Genomic DNA, 25,856 nt, shown 5'->3' on the forward strand with positions numbered 1-25,856 from the left:
AAAAGGCTACGCAATTTGTGTTAGTCGTATTTAGTTGTGATTTTGCACATTTTTGTGCGTTTATAATACTCTTGATTTGAGGGGTGAAGCAGTTGACAGGTCAACTAGTTCAATACGGACGACACCGCCAACGAAGAAGTTATGCCCGTATTAGTGAGGTATTAGAATTACCAAATCTTATCGAAATTCAAACCTCTTCTTATCAGTGGTTTCTTGATGAGGGTTTGCGAGAAATGTTTCAAGACATTTCTCCGATTGAAGACTTTACGGGAAATCTATCGCTTGAGTTTATCGACTACAGTTTAGGTGAACCGAAATACTCTGTAGAAGAATGTAAAGAGCGTGATGTGACGTATGCAGCACCACTTCGTGTAAAAGTGCGTCTAATCAATAAAGAAACTGGTGAAGTAAAAGAGCAAGATGTGTTCATGGGGGATTTCCCGCTCATGACAGAGACAGGAACATTTGTAATTAACGGTGCAGAACGCGTTATTGTTTCTCAGTTAGTTCGTTCACCAAGCGTATACTACAGCGGAAAAGTGGACAAAAACGGAAAACGCGGATTTACTGCTACTGTAATTCCAAACCGCGGAGCTTGGTTGGAGTATGAAACAGATGCTAAGGATGTTGTTTATGTACGTATCGATCGTACGCGTAAACTGCCTGTAACTGTTTTGTTACGCGCATTAGGGTTTGGCTCTGATCAAGAAATCACCGAATTGATAGGTGATAACGAATACTTAAGCAATACGCTAGAAAAAGATAACACGGATAGCACAGAAAAAGCGTTGCTTGAAATTTATGAGCGTCTACGTCCAGGTGAACCACCGACAGTAGAAAATGCGAAGAGCTTGCTTGTTTCTCGCTTCTTTGATCCAAAACGTTATGATCTAGCAAATGTAGGTCGCTACAAAATTAATAAGAAATTACACATTAAAAACAGATTGTTTAACCAACGTCTAGCTGAAACTTTAGTGGATCCTGAGACAGGTGAAATTTTAGTAGCAGAGGGAACAATCTTAGACCGCCGTACATTAGATCGTATTTTACCTTATTTAGAAAAGAACATTGGTTTTAAAACAGCGAAACCAATGGGCGGAGTGGTAGAAGGCGATGTTGAGTTACAATCTATTAAGATTTATGCTCCAGATGCAGATGGAGAGCGCTCTATCAATATTATTGGTAATGCGAATATCGATCGCGATATAAAACATATTACACCAGGTGATATTATTGCATCTATTAGCTATTTCTTTAATCTTCTATATAAAGTAGGAGACACAGACGATATTGACCATTTAGGAAACCGCCGCCTACGTTCTGTAGGGGAATTGTTACAAAACCAATTCCGTATCGGTCTTTCTCGTATGGAACGTGTTGTCCGTGAGAGAATGTCAATTCAAGATACAAATGCAATTACACCGCAAGCGTTAATTAACATTCGTCCGGTTATTGCATCTATTAAAGAGTTCTTCGGTAGCTCTCAGTTATCTCAGTTTATGGATCAAACAAACCCATTAGCAGAGTTAACACATAAACGAAGACTATCTGCATTAGGGCCTGGTGGTTTAACGCGTGAGCGTGCAGGCTTTGAAGTGCGTGACGTTCACTACTCTCACTATGGTCGTATGTGTCCAATTGAAACGCCAGAGGGACCAAACATTGGTTTGATCAACTCTCTATCTTCGTTTGCGAAAGTAAATGAATTTGGTTTCATTGAAACACCATATCGTCGTGTTGATCCAGAAACTGGACGTGTAACAACACGCGTAGATTACTTAACAGCTGATGAACAAGATAATTATGTCGTTGCCCAAGCAAACGCACGTTTATCTGAAGATGGGGATTTCCTTGATGAAGACGTTGTAGCGCGTTTCCGCGATGAGAACGTTGTAGTAAAACGTGAACGCATCGACTACATGGATATCTCTCCAAAACAGGTTGTGTCTGCTGCAACAGCTTGTATACCGTTCTTAGAAAACGATGACTCGAACCGTGCACTAATGGGCGCGAACATGCAACGTCAAGCAGTTCCGCTTATGAACCCAGAATCTCCAATTGTAGGTACTGGTATGGAGTATGTATCGGCGAAAGATTCAGGTGCTGCAGTAATTTGTAAACATCCTGGTATCGTTGAACGTGTAGAAGCTCGCGAGGTTTGGGTACGTCGTTATATCGAAGTAGACGGTCAACAAGTAAAAGGTGACTTAGATCGCTACAAAATGTTGAAATTCATCCGTTCTAACCAAGGAACTTGTTACAACCAACGTCCAATCGTAAGTGTTGGCGATGAAGTTGTAAAAGGCGAGATTCTTGCAGACGGTCCTTCTATGGAAAAAGGTGAACTTGCACTTGGTCGTAACGTGCTTGTTGGCTTTATGACATGGGATGGTTATAACTACGAGGATGCGATCATTATGAGCGAACGCCTTGTAAAAGATGATGTGTACACTTCTATTCATATTGAAGAATATGAATCTGAAGCTCGTGATACAAAGCTAGGACCAGAAGAAATTACACGCGATATTCCAAACGTAGGGGAAGATGCGCTTCGTAATCTTGATGAGCGTGGTATTATTCGCATTGGTGCGGAAGTAAAAGATGGAGATCTACTTGTTGGTAAAGTAACACCAAAAGGTGTAACAGAATTAACAGCAGAAGAACGTCTATTACACGCGATCTTTGGTGAGAAGGCTCGTGAAGTACGTGATACATCATTACGTGTACCACACGGTGGTGGCGGTATTATCTTAGACGTAAAAGTATTCAACCGTGAAGATGGCGATGAATTGCCACCAGGTGTGAATCAACTTGTACGTGCATATATCGTTCAAAAACGTAAAATTTCTGAAGGTGACAAGATGGCCGGTCGTCACGGTAACAAAGGTGTTATCTCCCGTATTTTACCGGAAGAAGATATGCCTTACTTACCAGATGGCACACCAATCGATATCATGTTAAACCCATTAGGGGTACCATCTCGTATGAATATCGGTCAGGTGCTAGAGCTTCATCTTGGTATGGCAGCAAGATATCTTGGTATTCATGTTGCAACACCAGTATTTGATGGTGCTCGTGAGGAAGATGTATGGGGAACAATCGAAGAAGCTGGTATGGCACGTGATGCGAAGACGATTCTATACGATGGCCGTACTGGTGAACCATTCGACAATCGCGTATCTGTTGGTGTCATGTACATGATTAAACTTGCACACATGGTTGACGATAAACTTCATGCTCGTTCTACTGGACCATACTCACTTGTAACGCAGCAACCTCTTGGAGGTAAAGCACAGTTCGGTGGACAACGTTTTGGTGAGATGGAGGTTTGGGCACTTGAAGCTTACGGTGCTGCTTATACTCTTCAAGAAATCTTAACAGTTAAGTCGGATGATGTTATTGGTCGTGTGAAAACGTACGAATCGATTGTAAAAGGCGAAAACGTTCCAGAACCAGGTGTTCCTGAATCATTCAAAGTATTGATTAAGGAATTACAAAGTTTAGGTATGGATGTTAAGATGATGTCTAGCGACGATACTGAAATTGAAATGCGTGATACTGATGATGATGATCAATCTGCAGATAAATTAAATGTCGAAGTTGAGACAACGAAGGAATAATTGGGATAACCTGTAGACTAAAAGGGAGGTAGGCCCCTTGATAGATGTAAATAACTTTGAATATATGAAGATCGGACTTGCATCACCAGACAAAATTCGTTCTTGGTCATATGGGGAAGTAAAAAAACCCGAAACGATTAACTATCGTACATTGAAACCAGAGAAAGACGGTTTGTTCTGTGAGCGTATTTTCGGTCCCACAAAAGACTGGGAATGTCATTGTGGTAAATATAAACGTGTCCGCTATAAAGGTGTAGTTTGTGATCGATGCGGCGTTGAAGTAACGCGTGCGAAAGTTCGCCGTGAACGTATGGGTCATATTGAATTAGCTGCTCCTGTATCTCATATTTGGTATTTCAAAGGTATCCCAAGCCGCATGGGACTTGTCTTAGACATGTCCCCTCGCGCGCTTGAAGAAGTAATTTATTTCGCTTCTTATGTGGTAACAGAAAGCGGCGATACACCGCTTGATAAGAAGCAACTTCTTTCGGAGAAGGAATACCGTGCGTATCGCGATAGATACGGAAACTCTTTCCAAGCTTCTATGGGCGCAGAGGCAATTAAGAAGTTATTACAAGATATCGATCTAGATAAAGAAGTAGACTTCTTAAAAGAAGAGTTAAAAACAGCACAAGGACAACGCCGTACTCGTGCTATTAAACGTCTAGAAGTATTAGAAGCATTCCGTAACTCTGGAAATGAACCATCTTGGATGATTCTAGATGTTCTTCCAGTTATCCCACCAGAGCTTCGTCCAATGGTACAGCTAGATGGTGGACGTTTTGCAACTTCTGACTTAAATGACTTATACCGTCGTGTAATTAACCGTAACAATCGTTTAAAACGTTTATTAGACCTAGGTGCTCCAAGCATCATTGTTCAAAATGAAAAACGTATGTTACAAGAAGCGGTAGATGCTTTAATCGATAATGGTCGTCGTGGCCGTCCAGTTACTGGACCTGGTAACCGTCCATTAAAATCTCTTTCACATATGTTAAAAGGTAAGCAAGGACGCTTCCGTCAAAACTTATTAGGTAAACGTGTTGACTACTCTGGTCGTTCGGTTATCGTTGTAGGACCGAACTTAAAAATGTACCAATGCGGTCTGCCAAAAGAAATGGCGCTTGAACTGTTCAAGCCTTTCGTTATGAAAGAGCTAGTAGGACAAGGTTTAGCACACAACATTAAGAGTGCGAAACGTAAAATTGAACGAGTACAACCTGAAGTTTGGGACGTTTTAGAATCTGTGATTAAAGAACATCCTGTACTTCTAAACCGCGCTCCAACGCTTCACCGTCTTGGTATTCAGGCGTTTGAACCTACATTAGTAGAAGGGCGCGCAATCCGTCTGCATCCACTTGTATGTACTGCATACAACGCGGACTTTGACGGTGACCAAATGGCGGTTCACGTTCCGCTTTCATCAGAAGCACAAGCAGAAGCGCGTCTTCTTATGTTAGCTGCACAAAACATCTTAAACCCGAAAGATGGAAAACCAGTTGTTACACCGTCTCAGGATATGGTATTAGGTAACTACTACTTAACGCTAGAGCGCGAAGGTGCGATTGGTGAAGGTATGATTTTCAAAGATACAAACGAAGCAATACTTGCATACCAAAACGGATATGTACATTTGCATACTCGTGTTGCTGTTGCAGCAAGCTCTGTAAACAACGAAACGTTTACAGAAGAGCAAAACAGCAAACTGTTATTAACAACAGTTGGTAAGTTAATATTCAATGAAATCTTACCGAAATCTTTCCCTTACATTAACGAACCAACAAAAACAAACTTGGAGAAAGAAACTCCAGTGGAATATTTTGTTGAAAAAGGTTCTAACGTAAAAGAAATTATTGCTAGTCGCGAAGAAGTGGCACCATTTAGCAAGAAAATCCTTGGTAATATTATTGCGGAAGTATTTAAACGTTTCAAAATTACAGAAACGTCTCGCATGCTTGACCGTATGAAAAACTTAGGATTTAAATACTCTACAAAAGCTGGTATTACAGTTGGGGTAGCAGATATCCTTGTATTAGGTGAAAAAGAAGAAATTCTACACGAAGCACAAGCAAAAGTAGATACAGTAATTAAACAATTCCGTCGCGGTTTAATCACGGAAGAAGAACGTTACGATCGTGTTATCTCTATTTGGAGTAACGCGAAGGATGTTATCCAAGGAAAATTGATGAAAACGTTAGATAAACGCAACCCGATCTTCATGATGAGTGATTCTGGTGCCCGTGGTAACGCATCGAACTTTACTCAGCTTGCTGGTATGCGTGGTTTGATGGCTAACCCATCTGGACGTATCATCGAACTTCCAATCAAATCAAGTTTCCGTGAAGGTTTAACGGTACTTGAGTACTTCATCTCTACACATGGTGCGCGTAAAGGTCTTGCCGATACAGCACTTAAGACTGCCGATTCTGGTTACTTAACGCGTCGTCTTGTTGACGTTGCACAAGATGTTATCGTTCGTGAAGATGACTGTGGAACAGATCGTGGTTTATTAATTGGCGCAATTAAAGAAGGAAACGAAATTATCGAATCCTTATACGATCGTCTTGTAGGACGTTTCGCAAGAAAAACTCTGAAACATCCAGAAACAGGCGAAGTGTTAGTTCGTGAAAATGAATTAATTACAGAAGATAGTGCTCATATCATTGAAAAAGCAGGCGTTGAACAATTGTACATCCGCTCTGCGTTTACATGTAACACACGCCACGGCGTATGTAAGAAGTGTTATGGTCGTAACTTAGCTACTGGTACAGATGTAGAGGTAGGCGAAGCGGTTGGTATTATCGCAGCTCAATCTATCGGTGAGCCAGGTACACAGTTAACGATGCGTACATTCCATACAGGTGGTGTTGCTGGAGACGATATCACACAAGGTTTACCGCGTATTCAAGAGATTTTCGAAGCGCGTAATCCGAAAGGTCAAGCGGTTATCAGTGAAATCGACGGTGTCGTTGCAGCGATTAACGATGTGAAAGATCGTCAAGAAGTTGTTGTACAAGGCGATGTAGAAGCACGTACGTATGCAATTCCTTATGGTGCTCGTCTAAAAGTAGCCCCAGGACACCGCATCGAACATGGTAAAGAACTTACTGAAGGTTCTATCGATCCGAAAGAATTACTGAAAGTAACAGATATTACAGCAGTTCAAGAATACTTGCTTCGTGAAGTTCAAAAAGTATACCGTATGCAAGGGGTAGAAATTGGTGATAAGCACGTTGAAGTAATGGTTCGCCAAATGCTTCGTAAAGTTCGTGTAATTGATGCTGGTGAAACAGATGTATTACCAGGAACTTTACTTGATATCCATCAATTTACAGATGCAAATGCGAAAGTGTTGCTTAAAGGCAAACAACCAGCAACAGCACGCCCAATCCTTCTTGGTATTACGAAGGCTTCACTTGAAACAGATTCGTTCTTATCTGCAGCATCATTCCAGGAAACAACTCGTGTGTTAACTGATGCAGCAATTAAAGGTAAGCGTGACGAGCTTCTTGGTCTGAAAGAGAATGTTATTATCGGTAAACTTGTTCCGGCTGGTACAGGTATGAATCATTATCGTAAAGTCGATCTTGTGAAAACAGCACAAGAAGAAACAAATGTAGAAAATGACGAGGTTTACGTAGAAAACTAAAATTTTCCGTCGTAAATTTTGCATAAAAAAGATAATCTTAGTTGACATTATGCGATGCAAAATGTTAATATAAGCAAGGTTGCTCCTAATTAAGCGTTGAACATGATTCGACACTGTATAGTTAAAAGGTTGCAGTAGCTAGTGGCGGTGCAACACAACATACTTTTTAAAACTGGATCTCAACATTATGAGATGCAAGTAGGAGCTTCAGTAAAAGAAATAACAAGTTAAAACTGTTTTTGTGAGGAGAGAGCATTTGCTCTTCCTTGCAAAAACTTTGTTTTCAACTAATAATGAACCACCTGGATATGTGGTCATACAAACGTGCGAAGGGAGGATAAATTAATGCCTACTATTAACCAATTAGTGAGAAAAGGTCGTACTGATAAAGTATGGAAATCTAAATCACCTGCGTTAAACAAAGGTTTCAACTCTTTAAAGAAAAAATCAACTGATATCTCTGCACCTCAAAAACGTGGTGTATGTACTCGTGTTGGTACAATGACTCCAAAGAAACCGAACTCAGCGTTACGTAAATACGCTCGTGTACGTTTAACAAATGGTATCGAGGTAACAGCATACATCCCAGGTATCGGTCATAACTTACAAGAACACAGCGTAGTATTAATTCGCGGTGGTCGTGTAAAAGACTTACCAGGGGTACGTTACCACATCGTTCGTGGTGCGCTTGACACAGCTGGTGTTGATAAGCGTATGCAAGGCCGTTCTAAATATGGTACTAAGAGACCAAAACCTGCTAAGAAATAATAAAACTGAACTGAAAGGAGGAATTCAATATGCCTCGTAAAGGACCTGTTGCGAAACGTGACGTGTTACCAGATCCAATGTACAATTCTAAACTTGTAACACGCCTAATCAACAAAATGATGGTTGACGGTAAAAAAGGTAAATCTCAAACAATTCTTTATAATGCGTTCGATATCGTTCGTGAACGTACTGGTAACGAACCAATGGAAGTATTCGAGCAAGCTCTTAAGAATATTATGCCTGTTCTTGAAGTACGCGCTCGTCGTGTTGGTGGTGCTAACTACCAAGTTCCAGTTGAGGTTCGTCCAGAACGCCGTACAACTTTAGGTCTTCGCTGGTTAGTAAACTATGCTCGTCTTCGTGGTGAAAAAACTATGGAAGAGCGTTTAGCTTACGAAATCTTAGATGCAGCTAACAATGCTGGTGCATCTGTTAAGAAACGTGAAGACACTCATAAAATGGCAGAAGCTAACAAAGCATTTGCTCATTACCGTTGGTAGGATTCAACGTAAAATAATTGCAAGCATAGACCGCTTTATTTGTCGCTTATGGAAGTGTGGAGAGGGAGAATGCCTCTCCCTTTCAATGGGCGCTCGTTTTACATAATGAGGGTACTGGACATACTGACATATGTAACTAAATAAAGTGGCTTTTTTGCTACTTAAAATAAAAAATCCAATCCATATCAGGAAGGAGAAAGACACCAAATGACTAGAGAGTTCTCCTTAGAAAACACTCGTAATATTGGTATCATGGCTCACATCGATGCTGGTAAAACAACAGCAACTGAGCGTATCCTGTACTACACAGGCCGCATTCACAAAATCGGTGAAACTCACGAAGGTGCATCTCAGATGGACTGGATGGAGCAAGAACAAGAGCGTGGTATCACAATTACTTCTGCAGCAACTACAGCTCAATGGAAAGGTCATCGTGTAAATATCATTGATACTCCAGGACACGTAGATTTCACTGTAGAAGTAGAACGTTCTTTACGCGTACTTGATGGTGCTGTAGCAGTACTTGATGCGCAATCTGGTGTAGAGCCACAAACAGAAACTGTTTGGCGTCAGGCTACTACTTACGGCGTACCTCGTATCGTGTTCGTTAACAAAATGGACAAGATCGGTGCAGACTTCTTATACTCTGTAGGAACAATTCATGACCGTTTACAAGCAAACGCACATCCAATTCAGTTACCAATTGGTGCTGAAGATGAGTTCACGGGAATTATTGACCTAGTAGAAGAGTGTGCATACATGTATGCAAACGACTTAGGAACAGATATTCAACGTATCGAAATTCCTGCAGAACATAAAGAATTAGCTGCTGAGTACCGTGGAAAACTTATTGAAGCGGTAGCAGAGCTTGATGAAGAAATGATGATGAAGTACCTAGAAGGTGAAGAAATCACTGTAGCAGAGCTTAAAGCTGGTATCCGTAAGGCTACAACTTCTGTTGAATTCTTCCCAGTAATCTGTGGTTCAGCATTCAAAAATAAAGGTGTTCAAATTCTGTTAGATGCAGTTATCGACTACCTACCATCTCCTCTTGATGTACCTGCTATTAAAGGTACTCTTCCGGATACAGATGAAGAGATAGAACGTCATTCTAGCGATGAAGAGCCTTTCGCAGCATTAGCATTCAAAATCATGACTGACCCTTATGTTGGTAAGTTAACATTCTTCCGCGTATACTCTGGTGTGTTAAACTCTGGATCTTACGTGAAAAACTCAACTAAAGGTAAGCGTGAACGTGTAGGTCGTATCCTACAAATGCATGCAAACAGCCGTGAAGAGATTTCAACAGTTTATGCTGGTGACATCGCTGCTGCTGTAGGTTTAAAAGATACTACAACTGGTGACACTCTTTGTGATGAGAAGAGCCTTGTTATCCTTGAGTCTATGGAATTCCCAGAACCAGTTATCTCTGTAGCTATCGAGCCTAAATCTAAAGCTGACCAAGATAAAATGGGTACAGCATTATCTAAGCTTTCTGAAGAAGATCCAACATTCCGTGCTCACACTGACCAAGAAACTGGCCAAACAATCATCGCTGGTATGGGTGAACTTCACCTTGATATCATCGTTGACCGTATGCGCCGTGAGTTCAAAGTGGAAGCAAACGTTGGTGCTCCTCAGGTAGCATACCGTGAGACTTTCCGCGCTGCTGCGAAAGTCGAAGGTAAGTTCGCTCGTCAATCTGGTGGTCGTGGACAATTCGGTCACGTTTGGATTGAGTTTGAACCTAATGAAGAAGGTAAAGGATTCGAATTCCAAAACAAGATCGTCGGTGGTGTAGTTCCACGTGAATACATCCCAGCTGTTGGAGCGGGTCTTGAAGATGCACTTAAAAATGGTGTACTAGCTGGTTATCCACTAGTTGACATTAAAGCTGCATTAGTTGACGGATCTTACCATGATGTTGACTCCTCTGAGATGGCATTCAAAATTGCTGCATCTATGGCTCTTAAAGCTGCGGTTTCTAAATGTAACCCAGTAATTCTTGAGCCAATGATGAAAGTTGAAGTTGTAATTCCTGAAGAGTACATGGGAGATATCATGGGTGACGTAACTTCTCGCCGTGGACGTGTAGAAGGTATGGAAGCTCGTGGTAACGCACAAGTTGTTCGTGCAATGGTACCACTTTCTGAAATGTTTGGTTATGCAACGTCTCTACGTTCTAACACACAAGGTCGCGGAACATTCTCAATGGTATTTGACCATTATGAAGAAGTACCGAAGTCTATTTCAGAAGAAATTGTGAAAAAAAATAAAGGTGAATAATTGATTTTTATCGATTGTTCAAGTATAACTACTTATGTAAGCTTAGAAAGTGGGGCTTAGGCCCCTTACTTTCTAGTCTAAATATAAAATAATCTATATAAACTAAGGAGGAATTTAGAATGGGAAAAGCTAAATTCGAACGTTCTAAACCACATGTTAACATTGGTACAATCGGCCACGTTGACCATGGTAAAACTACATTAACTGCTGCTATCACTACAGTTCTTGCAAAAGCTGGTGGTGCTGAAGCGAAAGGTTACGATCAAATCGATGCTGCTCCAGAAGAAAGAGAGCGCGGTATCACAATCTCAACTGCACACGTTGAGTATGAAACTGAAACTCGTCACTATGCACACGTTGACTGCCCAGGCCATGCTGACTATGTTAAAAACATGATCACTGGTGCTGCTCAAATGGACGGCGGTATCTTAGTAGTATCTGCTGCTGATGGCCCAATGCCTCAAACTCGTGAGCACATCCTTCTTTCTCGTCAAGTAGGTGTTCCTTACATCGTTGTATTCTTAAACAAATGCGACATGGTTGACGACGAAGAGTTATTAGAATTAGTAGAAATGGAAGTTCGCGATCTATTATCTGAATACGACTTCCCAGGCGATGATATCCCTGTAGTTAAAGGTTCTGCTCTTAAAGCTCTTCAAGGAGATGCTGAGTGGGAAGCAAAAATCATCGAATTAATGGCTGAAGTTGATTCTTATATCCCAACTCCAGAACGTGACACTGAAAAAGCATTCTTAATGCCTGTTGAGGACGTGTTCTCTATCACAGGTCGTGGTACAGTTGCTACTGGTCGTGTAGAGCGCGGTGTAGTTAAAGTTGGTGACGTAGTAGAAATCATCGGTTTTGATGAAGAAAACAAATCTACAACTGTAACAGGTGTAGAAATGTTCCGTAAGCTTCTTGACCAAGCTCAAGCTGGAGACAACATCGGTGCTTTACTTCGTGGGGTTGCTCGTGAAGACATCCAACGTGGACAAGTTCTTGCTAAAACTGGATCTGTAAAAGCTCACGCTAAATTCAAAGCTGAAGTTTTCGTTTTATCTAAAGAAGAAGGTGGACGTCACACTCCATTCTTCGCTAACTACCGCCCACAATTCTATTTCCGTACAACTGACGTAACTGGTATCATCCAATTACCAGAAGGTACTGAAATGGTAATGCCTGGCGATAACATTGAAATGACTATCGAGCTTATCGCTCCAATCGCAATCGAAGAAGGAACTAAGTTCTCTATTCGTGAAGGTGGACGTACAGTAGGTTACGGCGTAGTTGCAACTATCGTTGAGTAATCTTAATTGATATATGAAACCCAAGGGATATTCCCTTGGGTTTTTTATTTATAATAGATAATATCTATTTTTGAGTTTTGACGAGTTTCTTCTATAATGTATAAAATGCAAAACCCGACAACCAGAAACTGTAAAAAGAATTACGGCAGATGAAAACTTGAAATTCTTTAAAGAGCCATGTATAATAGCAAAAGTACAGTAAATGATGATGTGCACAAATAAAGTGTTGCATCTAGGCTAAAAACATTGTATAATAAACAATGTTGGTCTTTGACTGCGATGAAGTGGAAGGTTGCTGACACACCCGGCCGCTTTGCCATGGCGAGTGTGTGGAAATTTCCATGGAGAATGTCTATTTTTAAAATAGGCGAACGAAGGAGGGAAAATAATGGCAAAAGAAAAAATTCGTATTCGTTTAAAAGCTTACGATCACCGTATTCTTGATCAGTCAGCTGAGAAAATTGTAGAAACAGCTAAGCGTTCTGGGGCGACAGTTTCTGGTCCAATCCCATTACCAACTGAAAAAACTGTTTACACGATTCTTCGTGCGGTTCATAAATACAAAGATTCTCGTGAGCAATTCGAAATGCGCACGCACAAACGTCTAATCGACATCGTGAGCCCTACTCCACAAACAGTAGACTCTTTAATGCGTTTAGACTTACCATCTGGTGTAGATATCGAAATCAAACTATAATTTATATAAGTTAAAATGTAGGAGGTGTAACTCATGACCAAAGGAATCTTAGGAAAAAAGATCGGTATGACTCAAGTATTTGCTGAAAATGGCGAGCTAATTCCTGTAACTGTTATCGAAGCGACTCCAAACGTTATTCTTCAAAAGAAAACGGTTGAGACTGATGGTTACAACGCAATTCAGTTAGGCTTCGCTGACAAACGTGAAAAATTAGCTAACAAACCTGAACAAGGCCACGCTGCTAAAGCAACTACTGCTCCTAAGCGCTTCATTCGCGAACTTCGCGATGCAGACGTTGAAGGACAAGAAGTTGGTCAAGAGGTAAAAGTAGAAGTTTTCGCTGCAGGTGAAACTGTAGACGTAACAGGTGTTTCTAAAGGTAAAGGTTTCCAAGGTGCTATTAAACGCCACGGACAATCTCGCGGACCTATGTCTCATGGTTCTCGTTACCACCGTCGTCCTGGTTCAATGGGGCCTGTTGCTCCGAACCGTGTATTCAAAGGCAAAAAACTTGCTGGACGTATGGGTGGAGACCAAGTTACTATTCAAAACTTAGAAATCGTTCAAGTTGATGTTGAACGCAATTTACTATTAGTAAAAGGCAACGTTCCTGGCGCTAAGAAATCTCTTGTAGTTGTTCGTAGTGCTGTTAAGGCTAGCAAATAATTTTCTGTAAGAAAGGAGGAACCCCAATGCCAAAAGTAAAGTTATATAATCAAACTGGTTCTGAAGTTGGTGAAATCCAATTAGCTGAAACTATTTTCGGTATCGAACCAAACCAAGCTGTACTTTTCGAAGCAGTATTGATGCAACGTGCATCTTTACGCCAAGGTACACACAAAGTAAAAACTCGCTCTGAAGTGCGCGGTGGAGGTCGTAAACCATGGCGTCAAAAAGGAACTGGACGTGCTCGTCAAGGCTCTATCCGTTCTCCTCAATGGCGTGGTGGTGGTACGGTATTCGGACCTACACCAAGAAGCTATGCTTACAAACTACCTAAAAAAGTTCGTCGCTTAGCTATTAAATCTGCATTAGCTACTAAAGTAGTTGAGAACAACATCGTGGTTCTTGAGGATTTAGTGTTAAATGCACCAAAAACAAAAGACATGGTAGCAGTTCTTAAAGGATTAACTGTTGAGAAGAAAGCTCTTATCGTAACTGCTGATGTAAACGAAGCAGTTGAGTTATCTGCTCGCAATATTCCTGGAGTAACAGTAATCACTGCTGATGGCGTGAACGTTTTAGACGTGCTTCATCATGATAAGCTAATCATGACAAAAGCGGCAGTGGAAAAAGTAGAGGAGGTGCTTGCATAATGAAAGATCCTCGTGATATCATTAAGCGCCCAGTTATCACTGAACGTTCTATGGAAATGATGGCTGAAAAAAAATACACGTTCGATGTGGACGTTAAAGCTAATAAAACGGAAGTTAAAGATGCTGTAGAAGCGATCTTTGGTGTTGAAGTTGATAAAGTAAATATCATGAACTACAAGCCAAAAGCAAAACGTGTTGGTCGTCACGCTGGTTTTACTAACCGTCGTCGTAAAGCAATCGTTAAGCTTACTGCTGACAGCAAAGAAATCGAGATCTTCCAAGGAGTTTAATTCTTACTAAAGAAGGAGGGAAAATCAGATGGCAATCAAAAAGTATAATCCAACTACTAACGGTCGTCGTAATATGACTACGAATGATTTCGCTGAAATCACGACTGATAGACCGGAAAAATCATTACTTGCGCCTTTAAGCAAAAAGGCTGGACGTAATAACCAAGGTAAAATCACTGTACGTCACCAAGGTGGCGGACATAAGCGTCAATACCGTATCATCGACTTCAAACGTAACAAAGATGGAATTCCAGGACGCGTTGCTACGATCGAATACGATCCAAACCGCTCTGCGAATATCGCATTAATTCACTACGTTGACGGTGAAAAACGTTACATCCTTGCTCCTAAAAACTTAGAAGTAGGTATGGAAATCATGTCTGGCCCAGAAGCAGACATTAAAATCGGTAACGCATTACCATTAATCAACATCCCAGTAGGTACAGTTGTTCATAACATCGAACTTAAACCAGGTCGTGGTGGACAATTAGTTCGTTCTGCTGGTACATCTGCTCAAGTACTTGGTAAAGAAGGTAAATACGTACTTGTACGTTTAACTTCTGGTGAAGTACGCTTAATCTTATCAACTTGCCGCGCTACAGTAGGTCAAGTAGGTAACGAGCACCATGAACTTATTAAAATTGGTAAAGCAGGTCGCTCTCGCTGGTTAGGTAAACGCCCAACTGTTCGTGGTTCTGTAATGAACCCAGTTGATCACCCACACGGTGGTGGTGAAGGTCGCTCACCAATCGGACGTAAGTCTCCAATGTCTCCATGGGGTAAACCAACTCTTGGATTCAAGACTCGTAAGAAAAATAAAGCGTCTGACAAATTCATCGTTCGTCGTCGTAAAAAATAATGGGGTTGTAGTACGGTTCATTTCTAGAACCGTACGGCAATCACGAAGGGAGGCACCAAAATGGCTCGTAGCTTGAAAAAAGGACCATTTGTTGATGATCATTTAATGAACAAAATTGCAAAGTTAAATGAAACTGAGCAAAAGCAAGTTGTAAAAACTTGGTCTCGTCGTTCAACGATCTTCCCACAGTTTATTGGTCATACAATCGCTGTATATGATGGTCGTAAACACGTTCCTGTATACGTAACTGAAGATATGGTAGGCCACAAGTTAGGTGAGTTCGCACCAACTCGTACGTACAAAGGTCATGATGCTGACGATAAGAAAACTAGAAGATAATGAGAGGAGGCACTTCAATGCAAGCTAAAGCAGTAGCGAGAACAGTTCGTATTGCTCCTCGTAAAGTTCGTTTAGTAGTAGACTTAATCCGAGGTAAGCAAGTGGGTGAAGCGATTGCTATCCTTAACCACACACCAAAAACTGCTTCTCCAGTTGTAGAAAAAGTTTTGAAATCTGCAATTGCAAATGCAGAACATAACTACGAAATGGATGTAAACAACTTAGTTGTTGAGAAAGTTTTCGTTGACGAAGGTCCAACGTTAAAACGTTTCCGTCCACGTGCAATGGGTCGTGCAAGCCAAATTAACAAACGCACAAGCCACATCACAGTTGTGGTATCAGAAAAGAAGGAGGGATAATCGATGGGTCAAAAGGTTAGTCCAGTTGGTCTTCGCGTCGGTATTATTCGCGATTGGGAATCTCGTTGGTACGCTGAAAAAGACTACGCTACATTCTTACATGAAGACATCAAAATTCGTGAATACATTAACGTTCGCTTAAAAGATTCTGCTGTTTCTAAAGTAGAAATCGAGCGTGCGGCAAATCGTGTAAATGTTACAATTCACACGGCAAAACCTGGTATGGTAATTGGTAAAGGTGGTACAGAAGTTGAAGCACTTCGTAAAGCTCTTAACCAATTAACAGGTAAACGTGTACACATCAACATTTTAGAAGTTAAGAGAGCTGATCTTGACGCTAAATTAGTAGGCGAAAACATCGCTCGTCAATTAGAAAACCGTGTATCTTTCCGTCGTGCACAAAAGCAAGCAATTCAACGTGCTATGCGTGCAGGAGCTAAAGGTATTAAAACACAGGTTTCTGGTCGTCTTGGCGGAGCTGATATCGCTCGTGCAGAATCTTACAGTGAAGGAACTGTTCCACTTCATACACTTCGCGCTGATATTGACTATGCAACAGCTGAAGCTGATACAACGTACGGTAAATTAGGTGTAAAAGTATGGATCTACCGTGGAGAAGTCCTTCCTACAAAAAAGAAAGCTTCTGAGGAAGGAGGAAAATAATATGTTAATGCCTAAACGCGTAAAATATCGTAGAGAGCATCGTGGTAAAATGCGTGGTCGTGCAAAAGGTGGCGCTGAAGTGCATTTTGGTGAGTTTGGTTTACAATCTCAAGAAGCATCTTGGATTACAAACCGTCAAATCGAAGCAGCTCGTCGTGCAATGACTCGTTATATGAAACGTGGCGGTAAAGTTTGGATTAAGATTTTCCCTTCTAAACCTTACACTGCTAAACCTCTAGAAGTACGTATGGGTTCCGGTAAAGGGGCTCCTGAAGGTTGGGTAGCAGTTGTAAAACCTGGAAAGGTTATGTTTGAAATTGCGGGTGTATCTGAAGAGGTAGCACGCGAAGCATTACGTCTTGCGGCTCACAAATTACCAGTGAAATGTAAATTCGTAAAACGTGAAGAAAATGGTGGTGAATCTAATGAAAACTAATGATATTCGTGAATTAACCACTGCTGAAATCGAAACAAAAGTTAAAGCATTAAAGGAAGAGTTGTTTAACCTTCGCTTCCAACTTGCTACAGGACAATTAGAGAATCCAACACGCATCCGTGAAGTGCGTAAAGCGATCGCTCGTATGAAAACTGTAGTTCGTGAAAGAGAGATCGGAATTAATCGATAAATTGAGGGGAGGTTTGCAAAGTGAGCGAACGTAACCAACGCAAAGTTTACACTGGTCGTGTTGTTTCTGACAAAATGGACAAAACGATTACAGTTTTAGTTGAAACTTACAAAACTCATTCCTTATACGGAAAGCGCGTTAAGTATTCTAAGAAATATAAAGCGCATGATGAGCAAAATCAAGCAAAAGTTGGCGATATCGTAAAAATCATGGAAACTCGCCCGCTTTCTGCTACTAAGCGTTTCCGTTTAGTTGAAATCGTTGAAGAAGCGGTTATTATCTAAATAGACGAATCGGAATTTTAAGTCCGAAGGGAGGTTTCATAACATGATCCAACAAGAATCTCGTTTGAAAGTAGCTGACAACTCTGGCGCACGTGAACTTTTAACAATCAAAGTATTAGGCGGCTCTGGTCGTAAATACGCAAACATCGGTGATATTATCGTTGCTACGGTAAAACAAGCAACACCAGGTGGCGTTGTTAAAAAAGGTGACGTTGTTAAAGCAGTAGTAGTACGTACGAAGAGCGGTGCTCGTCGTCCAGACGGTTCTTACATTCGTTTTGATGAAAACGCAGCGGTTATCATTAAAGACGATAAGAGCCCACGTGGTACTCGTATCTTCGGACCAGTAGCTCGTGAATTACGTGATAACAACTTCATGAAGATCGTTTCTTTAGCTCCAGAAGTTCTATAATTTAAGGTATTGCCTTGCTAAGGAGGTGCAGAAGTAAGATGCATGTAAAAAAAGGTGATAAAGTACAGGTAATCAGTGGTAAAGACAAAGGGAAACAAGGTGTTATCCTAGCAGCTTTTCCAAAAGAAAGCCGTGTTATCGTTGAGGGTGTTAACATCGTTAAGAAGCACTCTAAGCCATCTCAATTAAATCCACAAGGTGGAATTATCACGAAAGAAGCAGCTATCCACGTATCTAATGTTATGCCATTAGATCCTAAAACAGGTGTACCTACTCGTGTAGGCTACAAAGTGGAAGATGGTAAAAAAATTCGTGTTGCAAAAAAATCTGGTGAATCATTAGATAAATAAGTTCTATATGAAAGGAGGTCCCTTCATTGAATCGCCTTAAAGAGAAATTCCAAAAAGAAATTACTCCTGCTCTTATGAGCAAGTTTAACTATAAATCTGTAATGGAAGTACCGAAAATCGAAAAGATTGTAATCAACACTGGTGTTGGTGACGCGGTATCCAATTCTAAAGCATTAGACAGTGCTGTAGAAGAATTAACACAAATCGCAGGTCAAAAGCCTGTTGTAACTCGCGCTAAAAAATCTATCGCAGGTTTCCGTCTTCGTGAGGGTATGCCTATCGGTGCAAAGGTTACTTTACGCGGCGAGCAAATGTATGAGTTCTTCGACAAATTAGTATCAGTTTCTTTACCACGTGTACGTGATTTCCGTGGTGTATCTAAGAAATCTTTTGATGGTCGTGGTAACTACACATTAGGTGTTAAAGAGCAATTAATTTTCCCTGAGATTGATTATGATAAAGTAAGCAAAGTTCGTGGTATGGACATCGTAATCGTTACTACAGCGAAAACTGATGAAGAAGCTCGTGAACTTTTAACACAATTCGGTATGCCATTCCAAAAATAATGGAAGCCAACGCTAAGTAGAGGAGGCGAAAACGTGGCTAAAAAATCTATGATTGCGAAACAAAAGCGTACTCCTAAGTTTAAAGTGCAAGACTATACACGTTGCGAGCGCTGCGGTCGTCCGCATTCTGTATACCGCAAATTTAAACTTTGCCGTATTTGTTTCCGTGAACTTGCATATAAAGGTCAAATTCCTGGTGTTAAAAAAGCTAGTTGGTAAAACCCACAAATGGGAAGGAGGTAAAACACATGGTGATGACAGATCCAATTGCAGATATGCTTACTCGCATCCGTAATGCGAACATGGTACGTCATGAGAAATTAGAAGTTCCTGCTTCTAAAATCAAAAAAGAAATCGCTGAAATCCTAAAACGTGAAGGTTTCATTCGTGATGTGGAATACATCGAGGATAACAAACAAGGTATCCTTCGTATTTTCCTAAAATACGGTGTAAACAACGAGCGTGTAATCACTGGATTAAAACGTATTAGTAAGCCTGGCTTACGCGTTTATGCAAAAGCTGATGAAGTACCACGTGTACTTAACGGATTAGGTATTGCACTTGTTTCTACATCTAAGGGCGTAATGACAGACAAAGATGCTCGTCAATTACAAACTGGTGGAGAAGTAGTAGCATACGTTTGGTAATATATATTTAAAACGAACGGAGGTGTGACCACATGTCTCGTATTGGTAAAAAGATTCTTGAAATCCCTGCAGGTGTTACAGTTACAGTAGCAGAAAATAATACAGTAACTGTAAAAGGCCCTAAAGGTGAATTAACTCGTACTTTCAATGCTGATATGGTTATCAAAATTGAAGAAAATATCTTAACAGTAGAACGTCCTACTGAACAGAAGGAACACCGTGCATTACACGGAACAACTCGTGCTCTTCTTGGAAACATGGTTGAAGGTGTAACAACAGGTTTCGCTCGCGGACTTGAATTAATCGGTGTTGGTTACCGTGCACAAAAACAAGGTGACAAACTTGTATTAAACGTAGGTTATTCTCACCCAGTTGAGATGACTCCAGAAGCTGGTCTTGAAGTTGAAGTTCCTGCTCCTACAAAGATCGTAATTAAAGGTATCGACAAGCAACGTGTTGGCGAATTTGCTGCTAACGTTCGCGCTGTACGTGCTCCAGAGCCATATAAAGGCAAAGGTATTCGTTATGAAGGCGAAGTTGTACGTCGTAAAGAAGGTAAAACTGCTAAGTAAACCCGTTAGGTGAAAGAAAGGAGTGACAAGAATGATCACTAAACCTGATAAAAATGCGGTTCGTAAGAAAAGACATGCACGTGTACGTGCAAAACTTACTGGTACAGCTGAACGTCCACGTTTAAACGTGTTCCGTTCTAACCAACACATTTATGCTCAAGTAATTGATGATGTAAATGGTGTAACATTAGTAAGTGCGTCTACTCTTGATAAAGAACTTACTCTTAACGGTACTAGCAACACTGAAGCTGCCACTAAAGTTGGCGAGCTAGTTGCTAAGCGTGCTGTAGAGAAAGGCGTTAAAGAAGTAGTATTTGATCGCGGCGGTTACTTATACCATGGTCGTGTTAAAGCTTTAGCTGAAGCTGCTCGTGAGGCTGGCTTACAATTTTAATGGTCAAAGGAGGGAAAATAGATGCGTCGCATTGACCCAAGTAAATTTGAACTTGAAGAACGTGTAGTTACGATAAACCGTGTTGCGAAAGTTGTTAAGGGTGGTCGTCGTTTCCGCTTCGCTGCACTGGTTGTAGTTGGTGATAAAAACGGTCATGTTGGATTCGGTACTGGTAAAGCGCAAGAGGTGCCAGATGCAATTCGCAAGGCTATCGAAGATGCTAAGAAAAACTTAATCGAAGTACCATTAGTTGGTACAACAATTCCACACGAAATTATCGGTAACTTTGGAGCAGGTGAAGTATTCTTAAAACCTGCTGCAGAAGGTACTGGAGTTATCGCTGGTGGTCCAGTTCGTGCGGTTCTTGAATTAGCTGGTGTACAAGATATTCTTTCTAAATCTCTTGGTACTAACACACCAATTAACATGATCCGTGCTACTGTGAACGGATTAAAAGATCTTAAGCGTGCTGAAGATGTAGCAAAATTACGCGGTAAATCTGTAGAAGAGCTACTAGGTTAAGAAGGAGGGAAAATATAATGGCGAAAAAGTTAGAAATTACCCTCACTCGTAGTGTAATTGGTCGTCCACAAGATCAACGTGCGACTGTAGAAGCTTTAGGTCTTAAAAAGTTGAATTCAACTGTAGTTAAGGAAGAAACTCCTGCTATTCGCGGTATGATCAACAAAGTTTCTCACCTTGTAACTGTAAAAGAAGCTTAATCATAACTCATCAATATAAGGAGGTGCCTGGGAATGAAACTTCATGAATTACAACCTGCGGAAGGTTCTCGTAAAGTTCGTAATCGTGTAGGTCGTGGTATCGGTTCTGGTAACGGTAAAACTGCTGGAAAAGGTCACAAAGGACAAAACGCACGTTCTGGTGGCGGTGTTCGTCTTGGTTTTGAAGGCGGTCAAACTCCATTATTCCGTCGTTTACCAAAACGCGGCTTCACAAACATCAACCGTAAAGAGTTTGCTATCGTTAACTTAACAACGTTAAATCGTTTCGAAGACGGTACAGAAGTAACACCTGAATTATTGCTTGAGACTGGCGTTATCAGCAAATTAAACGACGGTGTTAAAATTCTTGCAAACGGCGCTGTAGAGAAGAAGCTTACTGTTAAAGCTCACAAGTTCTCTTCAAGTGCAAAAGAAGCTATTGAAGCAGCTGGCGGAACAGTTGAGGTGATCTAATGTTTCGCACAATCTCCAACTTTATGCGCGTTGCTGAGATAAGAAATAAAATATTATTCACTTTAGCGATGTTAATCGTGTTTCGAATTGGCACGTTCATCCCAGTGCCTCATACAAATGCAGATGTACTGAGAGCGCAAGACCAGTTGAATGTATTGGGCATTCTGAATACATTTGGCGGCGGAGCCTTAAAAAACTTTTCCATCTTTGCGATGGGAATCATGCCGTACATTACAGCATCCATCATCGTGCAATTATTGCAGATGGATGTTGTTCCTAAATTTACGGAATGGTCAAAACAAGGTGAAATGGGTCGTCGTAAACTAGCTCAGTTTACCCGCTACTTTACAATTGTTCTTGCTTTTATTCAAGCGATCGGTATGTCAATCGGTTTTAACGGTATGGCAGGTGGACAATTAATTTTGGACCCTAGCTGGTCAACTTATTTATATATTGCAACGGTACTAACTGCCGGAACTGCATTTTTAATGTGGTTAGGTGAGTTAATTACAGCAAAGGGAGTAGGAAATGGTATTTCTATCATCATCTTTGCTGGTATTACCGCAGCGATCCCAAATACTATAAATCAAGTGTATGCACAGCAATTCCAAGATGCCGGAGATCAAATGTTCATCCGTATCGTAAAAGTTGGTTTAATTTTGTTAGCTGTGTTAGCAGTTATTGTTGGTGTTATTTACATTCAACAAGCTGTTAGAAAAATCCCGATTCAATATGCGAAGCGCGTAACTGGAAATGGTGGTTATACTGGAGCACAAAACACTCATTTACCACTTAAGGTAAATAGTGCTGGTGTTATTCCAGTAATTTTTGCTGTTTCATTCTTGATTACGCCTCCGACTATTGCACAGTTTTTCCCGAATCATGAAATATCGAAGTGGATTATTGAAAACTTTAATTATTCTCATCCAGTGGGTATGATCGTATACGTTGCATTAATTATTGCCTTTGCATATTTCTATGCATTTGTTCAAGTAAATCCTGAACAGATGGCTGAAAACTTAAACAAACAAGGTGGATATGTTCCTGGTATTCGTCCGGGTAAGAATACAGAACAGTATCTAACAAAGATCTTGTATCGTTTGACCTTTGTAGGTGCAATTTTCTTAGCAGCGATTGCAATCCTGCCTGTTTTATTTATTAAATTTGCAAACCTGCCACAATCTGCACAGATAGGTGGAACAAGTTTACTAATTGTTGTCGGTGTTGCTTTAGAAACAATGAAGCAGCTCGAAAGTCAATTAGTAAAACGCCATTACAAAGGGTTTATCAAACAGTGAGTAAGCGGGAAGATTCATCTTCCCTATATGCTCATTCATGAGGGGGAATACCGATGAACTTAATTTTAATGGGGCTTCCAGGTGCCGGTAAAGGTACACAAGCCGAAAAGATTGTTGCCAAGTATAACATCCCTCACATTTCAACAGGAGACATGTTTCGTGCTGCTATGAAAGATGAAACTGAACTTGGTTTACAAGCTAAGTCCTTTATTGATAAAGGAGCACTTGTACCAGATGAAGTTACAATCGGAATCGTGCGTGAGCGTTTGAGTCAAGAAGACTGTGTAAAAGGCTTCTTATTAGATGGTTTTCCACGAACAGTTGCACAAGCTTCAGCTCTTGAAGAAATCATGAAAGATCTTGGCAAAAAGATTAATTATGTTTTAAACATTAATGTGGATTCAGGATTACTGCTAAAACGTTTAACAGGCCGTCGCATTTGTAAAGAGTGCGGTGCGACTTACCACTTAGAATTCAATCCGTCAGCAAAAGAAGGCGTGTGCGATAAATGTGGTGGCGAGTTATATCAGCGTTCTGATGACAATGAAGAAACTGTAGCAAATCGTTTAGAAGTGAATATTAAGCAAACAAAGCCTTTGCTTGATTTCTACGAAGAGCTTGGTTATTTAAAAAGCATTAATGGTGAGCAAGATATCGATAAAGTATTTGCTGATGTCGATCTTCTCATCGGAGGCTTAGCGTAATGATTATTTGCAAAACTCCTCGCGAAATCGAGATTATGCGAGAAGCTGGCAAGATTGTGGCTTTAACTCATCAAGAGTTAAAAAAGCATATTGCCCCAGGAATTACAACGAAAGAGCTCGATCAAATAGCGGAAAAAACGATTCTAAAATATGGCGCTGTGCCATCTTTTAAAGGATACAACGGATTTCCGGGAAGCATTTGTGCTTCGGTAAACGAAGAGCTTGTACACGGGATTCCAGGAAAGCGCAAGCTCCAAGAAGGCGATATTATTAGTATCGATATTGGTGCGAAACATAATGGATACCATGGAGATTCTGCATGGACGTATCCAGTAGGAAACATTTCTGAATCTGTTCAAAAGCTACTTGATGTCACAGAAAAATCGTTGTATCTTGGTCTAGAACACGCAAAACCGGGCGAGCGATTATCTAATATTTCACATGCGATTCAAACGTATGTTGAAGATAGTGGATTCTCGATCGTTAGGGAGTATGTCGGTCACGGAATCGGGCAAAACTTACATGAAGACCCACAAATCCCGCACTATGGTCCACCAAATCAAGGGCCTAGATTAAAACCGGGAATGGTCATTTGTGTTGAGCCGATGGTGAACCAAGGAAGACGATATGTAAAAACACTATCTGATGACTGGACAGTGGTAACGGTAGATGGTAAATGGTGTGCACATTTTGAGCACACGATTGCTCTTACAGAAGCAGGATACGAAATCCTTACCACTTTATAGGTAGCTGGCTCTCCGGAATTTCAGAACAGTGTAAAATGTTACTGATTTGAAGAAGGGAGAACATTGAATGGCTAAAGATGATGTAATTGAAGTCGAAGGTACCGTTATTGAAACGTTGCCAAATGCTATGTTCAAAGTAGAATTAGAGAATGGGCATGTTGTATTGGCTCACGTTTCTGGTAAAATCCGTATGAACTTCATTCGTATTTTACCAGGAGATAAAGTTACGGTAGAATTATCTCCGTACGATTTAAATCGTGGTCGTATCACGTACCGCTTTAAATAATATAGCACTCCGTAATCTTTAAGGAGGTTCGAGACATGAAAGTAAGACCGTCAGTTAAGCCGATCTGCGAAAAATGTAAAGTTATTCGTAGACGTGGAAAAGTAATGGTTATTTGTGAAAACCCTAAACATAAACAAAAACAAGGTTAATCAGAAGGAGGTGCATTCGGAATGGCACGTATCGCAGGTGTAGATATTCCTCGTGACAAACGCGTTGTTATTTCTTTAACTTACGTATTCGGCATTGGTCGCACAACTGCTGAAAAAATTATTGCTGAAGCTGGTGTTTCTTCAGAAACACGAGTTCGCGATTTAACAGAAGACGAATTAGGACGTATCCGTGATATCGTCGATCGTATCAAAGTTGAAGGAGACCTTCGTCGTGAAGTTTCTCTTAACATTAAACGTCTAATGGAGATCGGTTCTTACCGTGGTCTTCGTCACCGTCGTGGTTTACCAGTTCGTGGTCAAAACTCTAAAAACAATGCTCGTACACGTAAAGGTCCACGTCGTACAGTAGCAAATAAAAAGAAATAATAAGTAAAGGAGGTTGAACTAACAATGGCACGTAAAACAAACACTCGTAAAAAACGTGTGAAAAAGAATATTGAAGCTGGTATAGCTCATATTCGTTCTACTTTCAACAACACAATCGTAACACTTACAGATACTCATGGTAACGCGCTTTCTTGGTCTAGTGCTGGTGCACTTGGTTTCCGTGGATCTCGTAAATCTACTCCATTCGCTGCGCAAATGGCTGCTGAAACTGCTGCTAAAGTTGCAATGGAACACGGTTTAAAAACTTTAGAGGTTACTGTAAAAGGTCCTGGTGCTGGTCGTGAAGCTGCAATTCGTGCTCTTCAAGCTGCAGGTCTAGAAGTAACAGCAATCAGAGATGTTACTCCAGTTCCTCATAATGGATGTCGTCCGCCAAAACGTCGTCGTGTTTAATTTTTCTGTATAGAATTTTCCCTTTTGTCTATAATGGATATGATGCATTATCGAGAAATTTCGTACAGAAACATCGCTTGTTGTGCACAATCGGGAACTGCCTAAGGGGGACTTTCGGTTAAACAGAGGTTTTTCCTTTGTTTAACCGGGGTTTCGACGTTTTGAAGGAGGG

The 25,856-nt window shown here is 40.8% G+C and carries 34 protein-coding genes; all 34 read left to right on the forward strand.

Translation table 11 applies throughout. The features are described from left to right. Positions 1-92 precede the first annotated feature (92 nt). The 34 genes from rpoB (at position 93) to rpsK (ending at position 25,684) form a co-directional block, all read left to right on the forward strand. Positions 93-3,620, forward strand: coding sequence for a DNA-directed RNA polymerase subunit beta (rpoB, locus tag H280_RS0116710; protein ID WP_020062286.1), 3,528 nt, complete (start codon positions 93-95; stop codon positions 3,618-3,620). Positions 3,621-3,657: 37 nt separating this feature from the next. Continuing rightward, positions 3,658-7,269 carry a DNA-directed RNA polymerase subunit beta' gene (gene rpoC / locus H280_RS0116715; RefSeq protein WP_020062287.1) on the forward strand — a complete coding sequence of 1,204 codons (3,612 nt, stop codon included), beginning with the start codon at positions 3,658-3,660 and terminating at the stop codon, positions 7,267-7,269. 345 nt (positions 7,270-7,614) lie between these two features. Continuing rightward, positions 7,615-8,037, forward strand: a complete 423-nt coding sequence (gene rpsL / locus H280_RS0116720; RefSeq protein ID WP_020062288.1) for a 30S ribosomal protein S12 — start codon at positions 7,615-7,617, stop codon at positions 8,035-8,037. Positions 8,038-8,066: 29 nt separating this feature from the next. Further along, complete coding sequence (rpsG, locus tag H280_RS0116725) at positions 8,067-8,537, forward strand: 30S ribosomal protein S7 (protein WP_020062289.1); 471 nt, start codon at positions 8,067-8,069, stop codon at positions 8,535-8,537. A 207-nt stretch (positions 8,538-8,744) separates the two neighbouring features. Then, on the forward strand, positions 8,745-10,823 hold the full coding sequence (gene fusA / locus H280_RS0116730) for an elongation factor G (RefSeq protein WP_020062290.1): 2,079 nt from the start codon (positions 8,745-8,747) through the stop codon (positions 10,821-10,823). A gap of 119 nt (positions 10,824-10,942) precedes the next feature. Continuing rightward, positions 10,943-12,130 (forward strand): elongation factor Tu, encoded by a 1,188-nt coding sequence (tuf, locus tag H280_RS0116735; RefSeq protein ID WP_020062291.1) that lies wholly within the window; start codon positions 10,943-10,945, stop codon positions 12,128-12,130. A 388-nt stretch (positions 12,131-12,518) separates the two neighbouring features. Continuing rightward, a complete protein-coding gene (gene rpsJ, locus H280_RS0116740) occupies positions 12,519-12,827 on the forward strand; it encodes a 30S ribosomal protein S10 (protein WP_001040596.1) in 309 nt (102 codons plus the stop codon). 33 nt (positions 12,828-12,860) lie between these two features. Further along, positions 12,861-13,493: a 50S ribosomal protein L3 gene (rplC, locus tag H280_RS0116745; protein ID WP_020062292.1), complete on the forward strand. Its 633-nt coding sequence runs from the start codon at positions 12,861-12,863 to the stop codon at positions 13,491-13,493. A 26-nt stretch (positions 13,494-13,519) separates the two neighbouring features. Beyond that, a complete protein-coding gene (gene rplD / locus H280_RS0116750) occupies positions 13,520-14,143 on the forward strand; it encodes a 50S ribosomal protein L4 (RefSeq protein WP_020062293.1) in 624 nt (207 codons plus the stop codon). Then, positions 14,143-14,433 (forward strand): 50S ribosomal protein L23, encoded by a 291-nt coding sequence (rplW, locus tag H280_RS0116755; RefSeq protein ID WP_020062294.1) that lies wholly within the window; start codon positions 14,143-14,145, stop codon positions 14,431-14,433. The genes rplD and rplW overlap by 1 nt, the downstream gene beginning before the upstream one ends. A gap of 28 nt (positions 14,434-14,461) precedes the next feature. Beyond that, positions 14,462-15,292 (forward strand): 50S ribosomal protein L2, encoded by an 831-nt coding sequence (gene rplB / locus H280_RS0116760; protein ID WP_020062295.1) that lies wholly within the window; start codon positions 14,462-14,464, stop codon positions 15,290-15,292. A 60-nt stretch (positions 15,293-15,352) separates the two neighbouring features. Further along, the gene (rpsS, locus tag H280_RS0116765; RefSeq protein ID WP_020062296.1) at positions 15,353-15,631 is read left to right on the forward strand and encodes a 30S ribosomal protein S19; all 279 of its coding nucleotides are present in this window, start codon (positions 15,353-15,355) and stop codon (positions 15,629-15,631) included. A gap of 17 nt (positions 15,632-15,648) precedes the next feature. Beyond that, positions 15,649-15,990, forward strand: coding sequence for a 50S ribosomal protein L22 (gene rplV / locus H280_RS0116770; protein ID WP_011983250.1), 342 nt, complete (start codon positions 15,649-15,651; stop codon positions 15,988-15,990). Positions 15,991-15,993: 3 nt separating this feature from the next. After that, a complete protein-coding gene (gene rpsC / locus H280_RS0116775; RefSeq protein ID WP_020062297.1) occupies positions 15,994-16,653 on the forward strand; it encodes a 30S ribosomal protein S3 in 660 nt (219 codons plus the stop codon). A 1-nt stretch (position 16,654) separates the two neighbouring features. Then, positions 16,655-17,089 (forward strand): 50S ribosomal protein L16, encoded by a 435-nt coding sequence (gene rplP, locus H280_RS0116780; RefSeq protein WP_020062298.1) that lies wholly within the window; start codon positions 16,655-16,657, stop codon positions 17,087-17,089. Next, positions 17,079-17,279, forward strand: coding sequence for a 50S ribosomal protein L29 (gene rpmC / locus H280_RS0116785; protein ID WP_000855718.1), 201 nt, complete (start codon positions 17,079-17,081; stop codon positions 17,277-17,279). The genes rplP and rpmC overlap by 11 nt, the downstream gene beginning before the upstream one ends. 20 nt (positions 17,280-17,299) lie before the next feature. Beyond that, complete coding sequence (rpsQ, locus tag H280_RS0116790; protein WP_011983253.1) at positions 17,300-17,563, forward strand: 30S ribosomal protein S17; 264 nt, start codon at positions 17,300-17,302, stop codon at positions 17,561-17,563. Positions 17,564-17,606: 43 nt separating this feature from the next. Then, on the forward strand, positions 17,607-17,975 hold the full coding sequence (gene rplN / locus H280_RS0116795; RefSeq protein WP_020062299.1) for a 50S ribosomal protein L14: 369 nt from the start codon (positions 17,607-17,609) through the stop codon (positions 17,973-17,975). Between the two features lie 38 nt (positions 17,976-18,013). Next, complete coding sequence (gene rplX / locus H280_RS0116800) at positions 18,014-18,325, forward strand: 50S ribosomal protein L24 (RefSeq protein ID WP_020062300.1); 312 nt, start codon at positions 18,014-18,016, stop codon at positions 18,323-18,325. A gap of 26 nt (positions 18,326-18,351) precedes the next feature. Continuing rightward, positions 18,352-18,891 carry a 50S ribosomal protein L5 gene (gene rplE / locus H280_RS0116805; protein ID WP_020062301.1) on the forward strand — a complete coding sequence of 180 codons (540 nt, stop codon included), beginning with the start codon at positions 18,352-18,354 and terminating at the stop codon, positions 18,889-18,891. 33 nt (positions 18,892-18,924) lie between these two features. Further along, entirely contained in the window at positions 18,925-19,110 is a 186-nt protein-coding gene (gene rpsN, locus H280_RS0116810; protein WP_020062302.1) for a 30S ribosomal protein S14, read from the forward strand. Between the two features lie 29 nt (positions 19,111-19,139). Further along, positions 19,140-19,538 carry a 30S ribosomal protein S8 gene (gene rpsH / locus H280_RS0116815; protein WP_020062303.1) on the forward strand — a complete coding sequence of 133 codons (399 nt, stop codon included), beginning with the start codon at positions 19,140-19,142 and terminating at the stop codon, positions 19,536-19,538. Between the two features lie 32 nt (positions 19,539-19,570). Further along, on the forward strand, positions 19,571-20,110 hold the full coding sequence (gene rplF / locus H280_RS0116820) for a 50S ribosomal protein L6 (RefSeq protein ID WP_020062304.1): 540 nt from the start codon (positions 19,571-19,573) through the stop codon (positions 20,108-20,110). A gap of 31 nt (positions 20,111-20,141) precedes the next feature. After that, positions 20,142-20,504: a 50S ribosomal protein L18 gene (rplR, locus tag H280_RS0116825; RefSeq protein ID WP_020062305.1), complete on the forward strand. Its 363-nt coding sequence runs from the start codon at positions 20,142-20,144 to the stop codon at positions 20,502-20,504. Between the two features lie 21 nt (positions 20,505-20,525). Further along, positions 20,526-21,026, forward strand: a complete 501-nt coding sequence (rpsE, locus tag H280_RS0116830; protein ID WP_020062306.1) for a 30S ribosomal protein S5 — start codon at positions 20,526-20,528, stop codon at positions 21,024-21,026. Between the two features lie 17 nt (positions 21,027-21,043). Continuing rightward, a complete protein-coding gene (rpmD, locus tag H280_RS0116835; RefSeq protein ID WP_020062307.1) occupies positions 21,044-21,226 on the forward strand; it encodes a 50S ribosomal protein L30 in 183 nt (60 codons plus the stop codon). A 33-nt stretch (positions 21,227-21,259) separates the two neighbouring features. Continuing rightward, the gene (gene rplO / locus H280_RS0116840; protein WP_020062308.1) at positions 21,260-21,700 is read left to right on the forward strand and encodes a 50S ribosomal protein L15; all 441 of its coding nucleotides are present in this window, start codon (positions 21,260-21,262) and stop codon (positions 21,698-21,700) included. Next, positions 21,700-22,998: a preprotein translocase subunit SecY gene (secY, locus tag H280_RS0116845; protein ID WP_020062309.1), complete on the forward strand. Its 1,299-nt coding sequence runs from the start codon at positions 21,700-21,702 to the stop codon at positions 22,996-22,998. The genes rplO and secY overlap by 1 nt, the downstream gene beginning before the upstream one ends. Before the next feature lie 53 nt (positions 22,999-23,051). Next, entirely contained in the window at positions 23,052-23,702 is a 651-nt protein-coding gene (locus H280_RS0116850) for an adenylate kinase (RefSeq protein ID WP_020062310.1), read from the forward strand. Next, positions 23,702-24,448: a type I methionyl aminopeptidase gene (gene map, locus H280_RS0116855; protein ID WP_020062311.1), complete on the forward strand. Its 747-nt coding sequence runs from the start codon at positions 23,702-23,704 to the stop codon at positions 24,446-24,448. Before H280_RS0116850 ends, map begins: the two co-directional genes overlap by 1 nt. A 67-nt stretch (positions 24,449-24,515) precedes the next feature. After that, positions 24,516-24,734, forward strand: coding sequence for a translation initiation factor IF-1 (infA, locus tag H280_RS0116860; RefSeq protein WP_020062312.1), 219 nt, complete (start codon positions 24,516-24,518; stop codon positions 24,732-24,734). Between the two features lie 35 nt (positions 24,735-24,769). Continuing rightward, positions 24,770-24,883 (forward strand): 50S ribosomal protein L36, encoded by a 114-nt coding sequence (gene rpmJ / locus H280_RS0116865; protein ID WP_000868344.1) that lies wholly within the window; start codon positions 24,770-24,772, stop codon positions 24,881-24,883. 21 nt (positions 24,884-24,904) lie between these two features. After that, a complete protein-coding gene (gene rpsM / locus H280_RS0116870) occupies positions 24,905-25,270 on the forward strand; it encodes a 30S ribosomal protein S13 (RefSeq protein WP_020062313.1) in 366 nt (121 codons plus the stop codon). A gap of 24 nt (positions 25,271-25,294) precedes the next feature. Next, the gene (rpsK, locus tag H280_RS0116875; RefSeq protein WP_003194384.1) at positions 25,295-25,684 is read left to right on the forward strand and encodes a 30S ribosomal protein S11; all 390 of its coding nucleotides are present in this window, start codon (positions 25,295-25,297) and stop codon (positions 25,682-25,684) included. Positions 25,685-25,856: the final 172 nt, after the last annotated feature.

Origin of the sequence: Bacillus sp. 123MFChir2 (assembly GCF_000383235.1) — a bacterium.
Lineage (GTDB): Bacteria > Bacillota > Bacilli > Bacillales > Bacillaceae_G > Bacillus_A.

Bases quoted from the DNA above. Each gene is read 5' to 3' on its own strand.
- rpsJ (WP_001040596.1), top strand. From the start codon at position 12,519: ATGGCAAAAGAAAAAATTCGTATTCGTTTAAAAGCTTACGATCACCGT.
- rpmC (WP_000855718.1), top strand. From the start codon at position 17,079: ATGAAAACTAATGATATTCGTGAATTAACCACTGCTGAAATCGAAACA.
- rpmD (WP_020062307.1), top strand. From the start codon at position 21,044: ATGGCGAAAAAGTTAGAAATTACCCTCACTCGTAGTGTAATTGGTCGT.
- rplD (WP_020062293.1), top strand. From the start codon at position 13,520: ATGCCAAAAGTAAAGTTATATAATCAAACTGGTTCTGAAGTTGGTGAA.
- rpsK (WP_003194384.1), top strand. From the start codon at position 25,295: ATGGCACGTAAAACAAACACTCGTAAAAAACGTGTGAAAAAGAATATT.
- rpsH (WP_020062303.1), top strand. From the start codon at position 19,140: ATGGTGATGACAGATCCAATTGCAGATATGCTTACTCGCATCCGTAAT.
- rplW (WP_020062294.1), top strand. From the start codon at position 14,143: ATGAAAGATCCTCGTGATATCATTAAGCGCCCAGTTATCACTGAACGT.
- rplP (WP_020062298.1), top strand. From the start codon at position 16,655: ATGTTAATGCCTAAACGCGTAAAATATCGTAGAGAGCATCGTGGTAAA.
- fusA (WP_020062290.1), top strand. From the start codon at position 8,745: ATGACTAGAGAGTTCTCCTTAGAAAACACTCGTAATATTGGTATCATG.
- rpsC (WP_020062297.1), top strand. From the start codon at position 15,994: ATGGGTCAAAAGGTTAGTCCAGTTGGTCTTCGCGTCGGTATTATTCGC.
- rpsL (WP_020062288.1), top strand. From the start codon at position 7,615: ATGCCTACTATTAACCAATTAGTGAGAAAAGGTCGTACTGATAAAGTA.
- rplR (WP_020062305.1), top strand. From the start codon at position 20,142: ATGATCACTAAACCTGATAAAAATGCGGTTCGTAAGAAAAGACATGCA.
- rpsS (WP_020062296.1), top strand. From the start codon at position 15,353: ATGGCTCGTAGCTTGAAAAAAGGACCATTTGTTGATGATCATTTAATG.
- rplC (WP_020062292.1), top strand. From the start codon at position 12,861: ATGACCAAAGGAATCTTAGGAAAAAAGATCGGTATGACTCAAGTATTT.
- rplF (WP_020062304.1), top strand. From the start codon at position 19,571: ATGTCTCGTATTGGTAAAAAGATTCTTGAAATCCCTGCAGGTGTTACA.
- secY (WP_020062309.1), top strand. From the start codon at position 21,700: ATGTTTCGCACAATCTCCAACTTTATGCGCGTTGCTGAGATAAGAAAT.
- rpsM (WP_020062313.1), top strand. From the start codon at position 24,905: ATGGCACGTATCGCAGGTGTAGATATTCCTCGTGACAAACGCGTTGTT.
- rpmJ (WP_000868344.1), top strand. From the start codon at position 24,770: ATGAAAGTAAGACCGTCAGTTAAGCCGATCTGCGAAAAATGTAAAGTT.
- tuf (WP_020062291.1), top strand. From the start codon at position 10,943: ATGGGAAAAGCTAAATTCGAACGTTCTAAACCACATGTTAACATTGGT.
- rpsG (WP_020062289.1), top strand. From the start codon at position 8,067: ATGCCTCGTAAAGGACCTGTTGCGAAACGTGACGTGTTACCAGATCCA.
- rpsE (WP_020062306.1), top strand. From the start codon at position 20,526: ATGCGTCGCATTGACCCAAGTAAATTTGAACTTGAAGAACGTGTAGTT.
- rplX (WP_020062300.1), top strand. From the start codon at position 18,014: ATGCATGTAAAAAAAGGTGATAAAGTACAGGTAATCAGTGGTAAAGAC.
- map (WP_020062311.1), top strand. From the start codon at position 23,702: ATGATTATTTGCAAAACTCCTCGCGAAATCGAGATTATGCGAGAAGCT.
- rplB (WP_020062295.1), top strand. From the start codon at position 14,462: ATGGCAATCAAAAAGTATAATCCAACTACTAACGGTCGTCGTAATATG.
- rplO (WP_020062308.1), top strand. From the start codon at position 21,260: ATGAAACTTCATGAATTACAACCTGCGGAAGGTTCTCGTAAAGTTCGT.
- infA (WP_020062312.1), top strand. From the start codon at position 24,516: ATGGCTAAAGATGATGTAATTGAAGTCGAAGGTACCGTTATTGAAACG.
- H280_RS0116850 (WP_020062310.1), top strand. From the start codon at position 23,052: ATGAACTTAATTTTAATGGGGCTTCCAGGTGCCGGTAAAGGTACACAA.
- rplN (WP_020062299.1), top strand. From the start codon at position 17,607: ATGATCCAACAAGAATCTCGTTTGAAAGTAGCTGACAACTCTGGCGCA.
- rplV (WP_011983250.1), top strand. From the start codon at position 15,649: ATGCAAGCTAAAGCAGTAGCGAGAACAGTTCGTATTGCTCCTCGTAAA.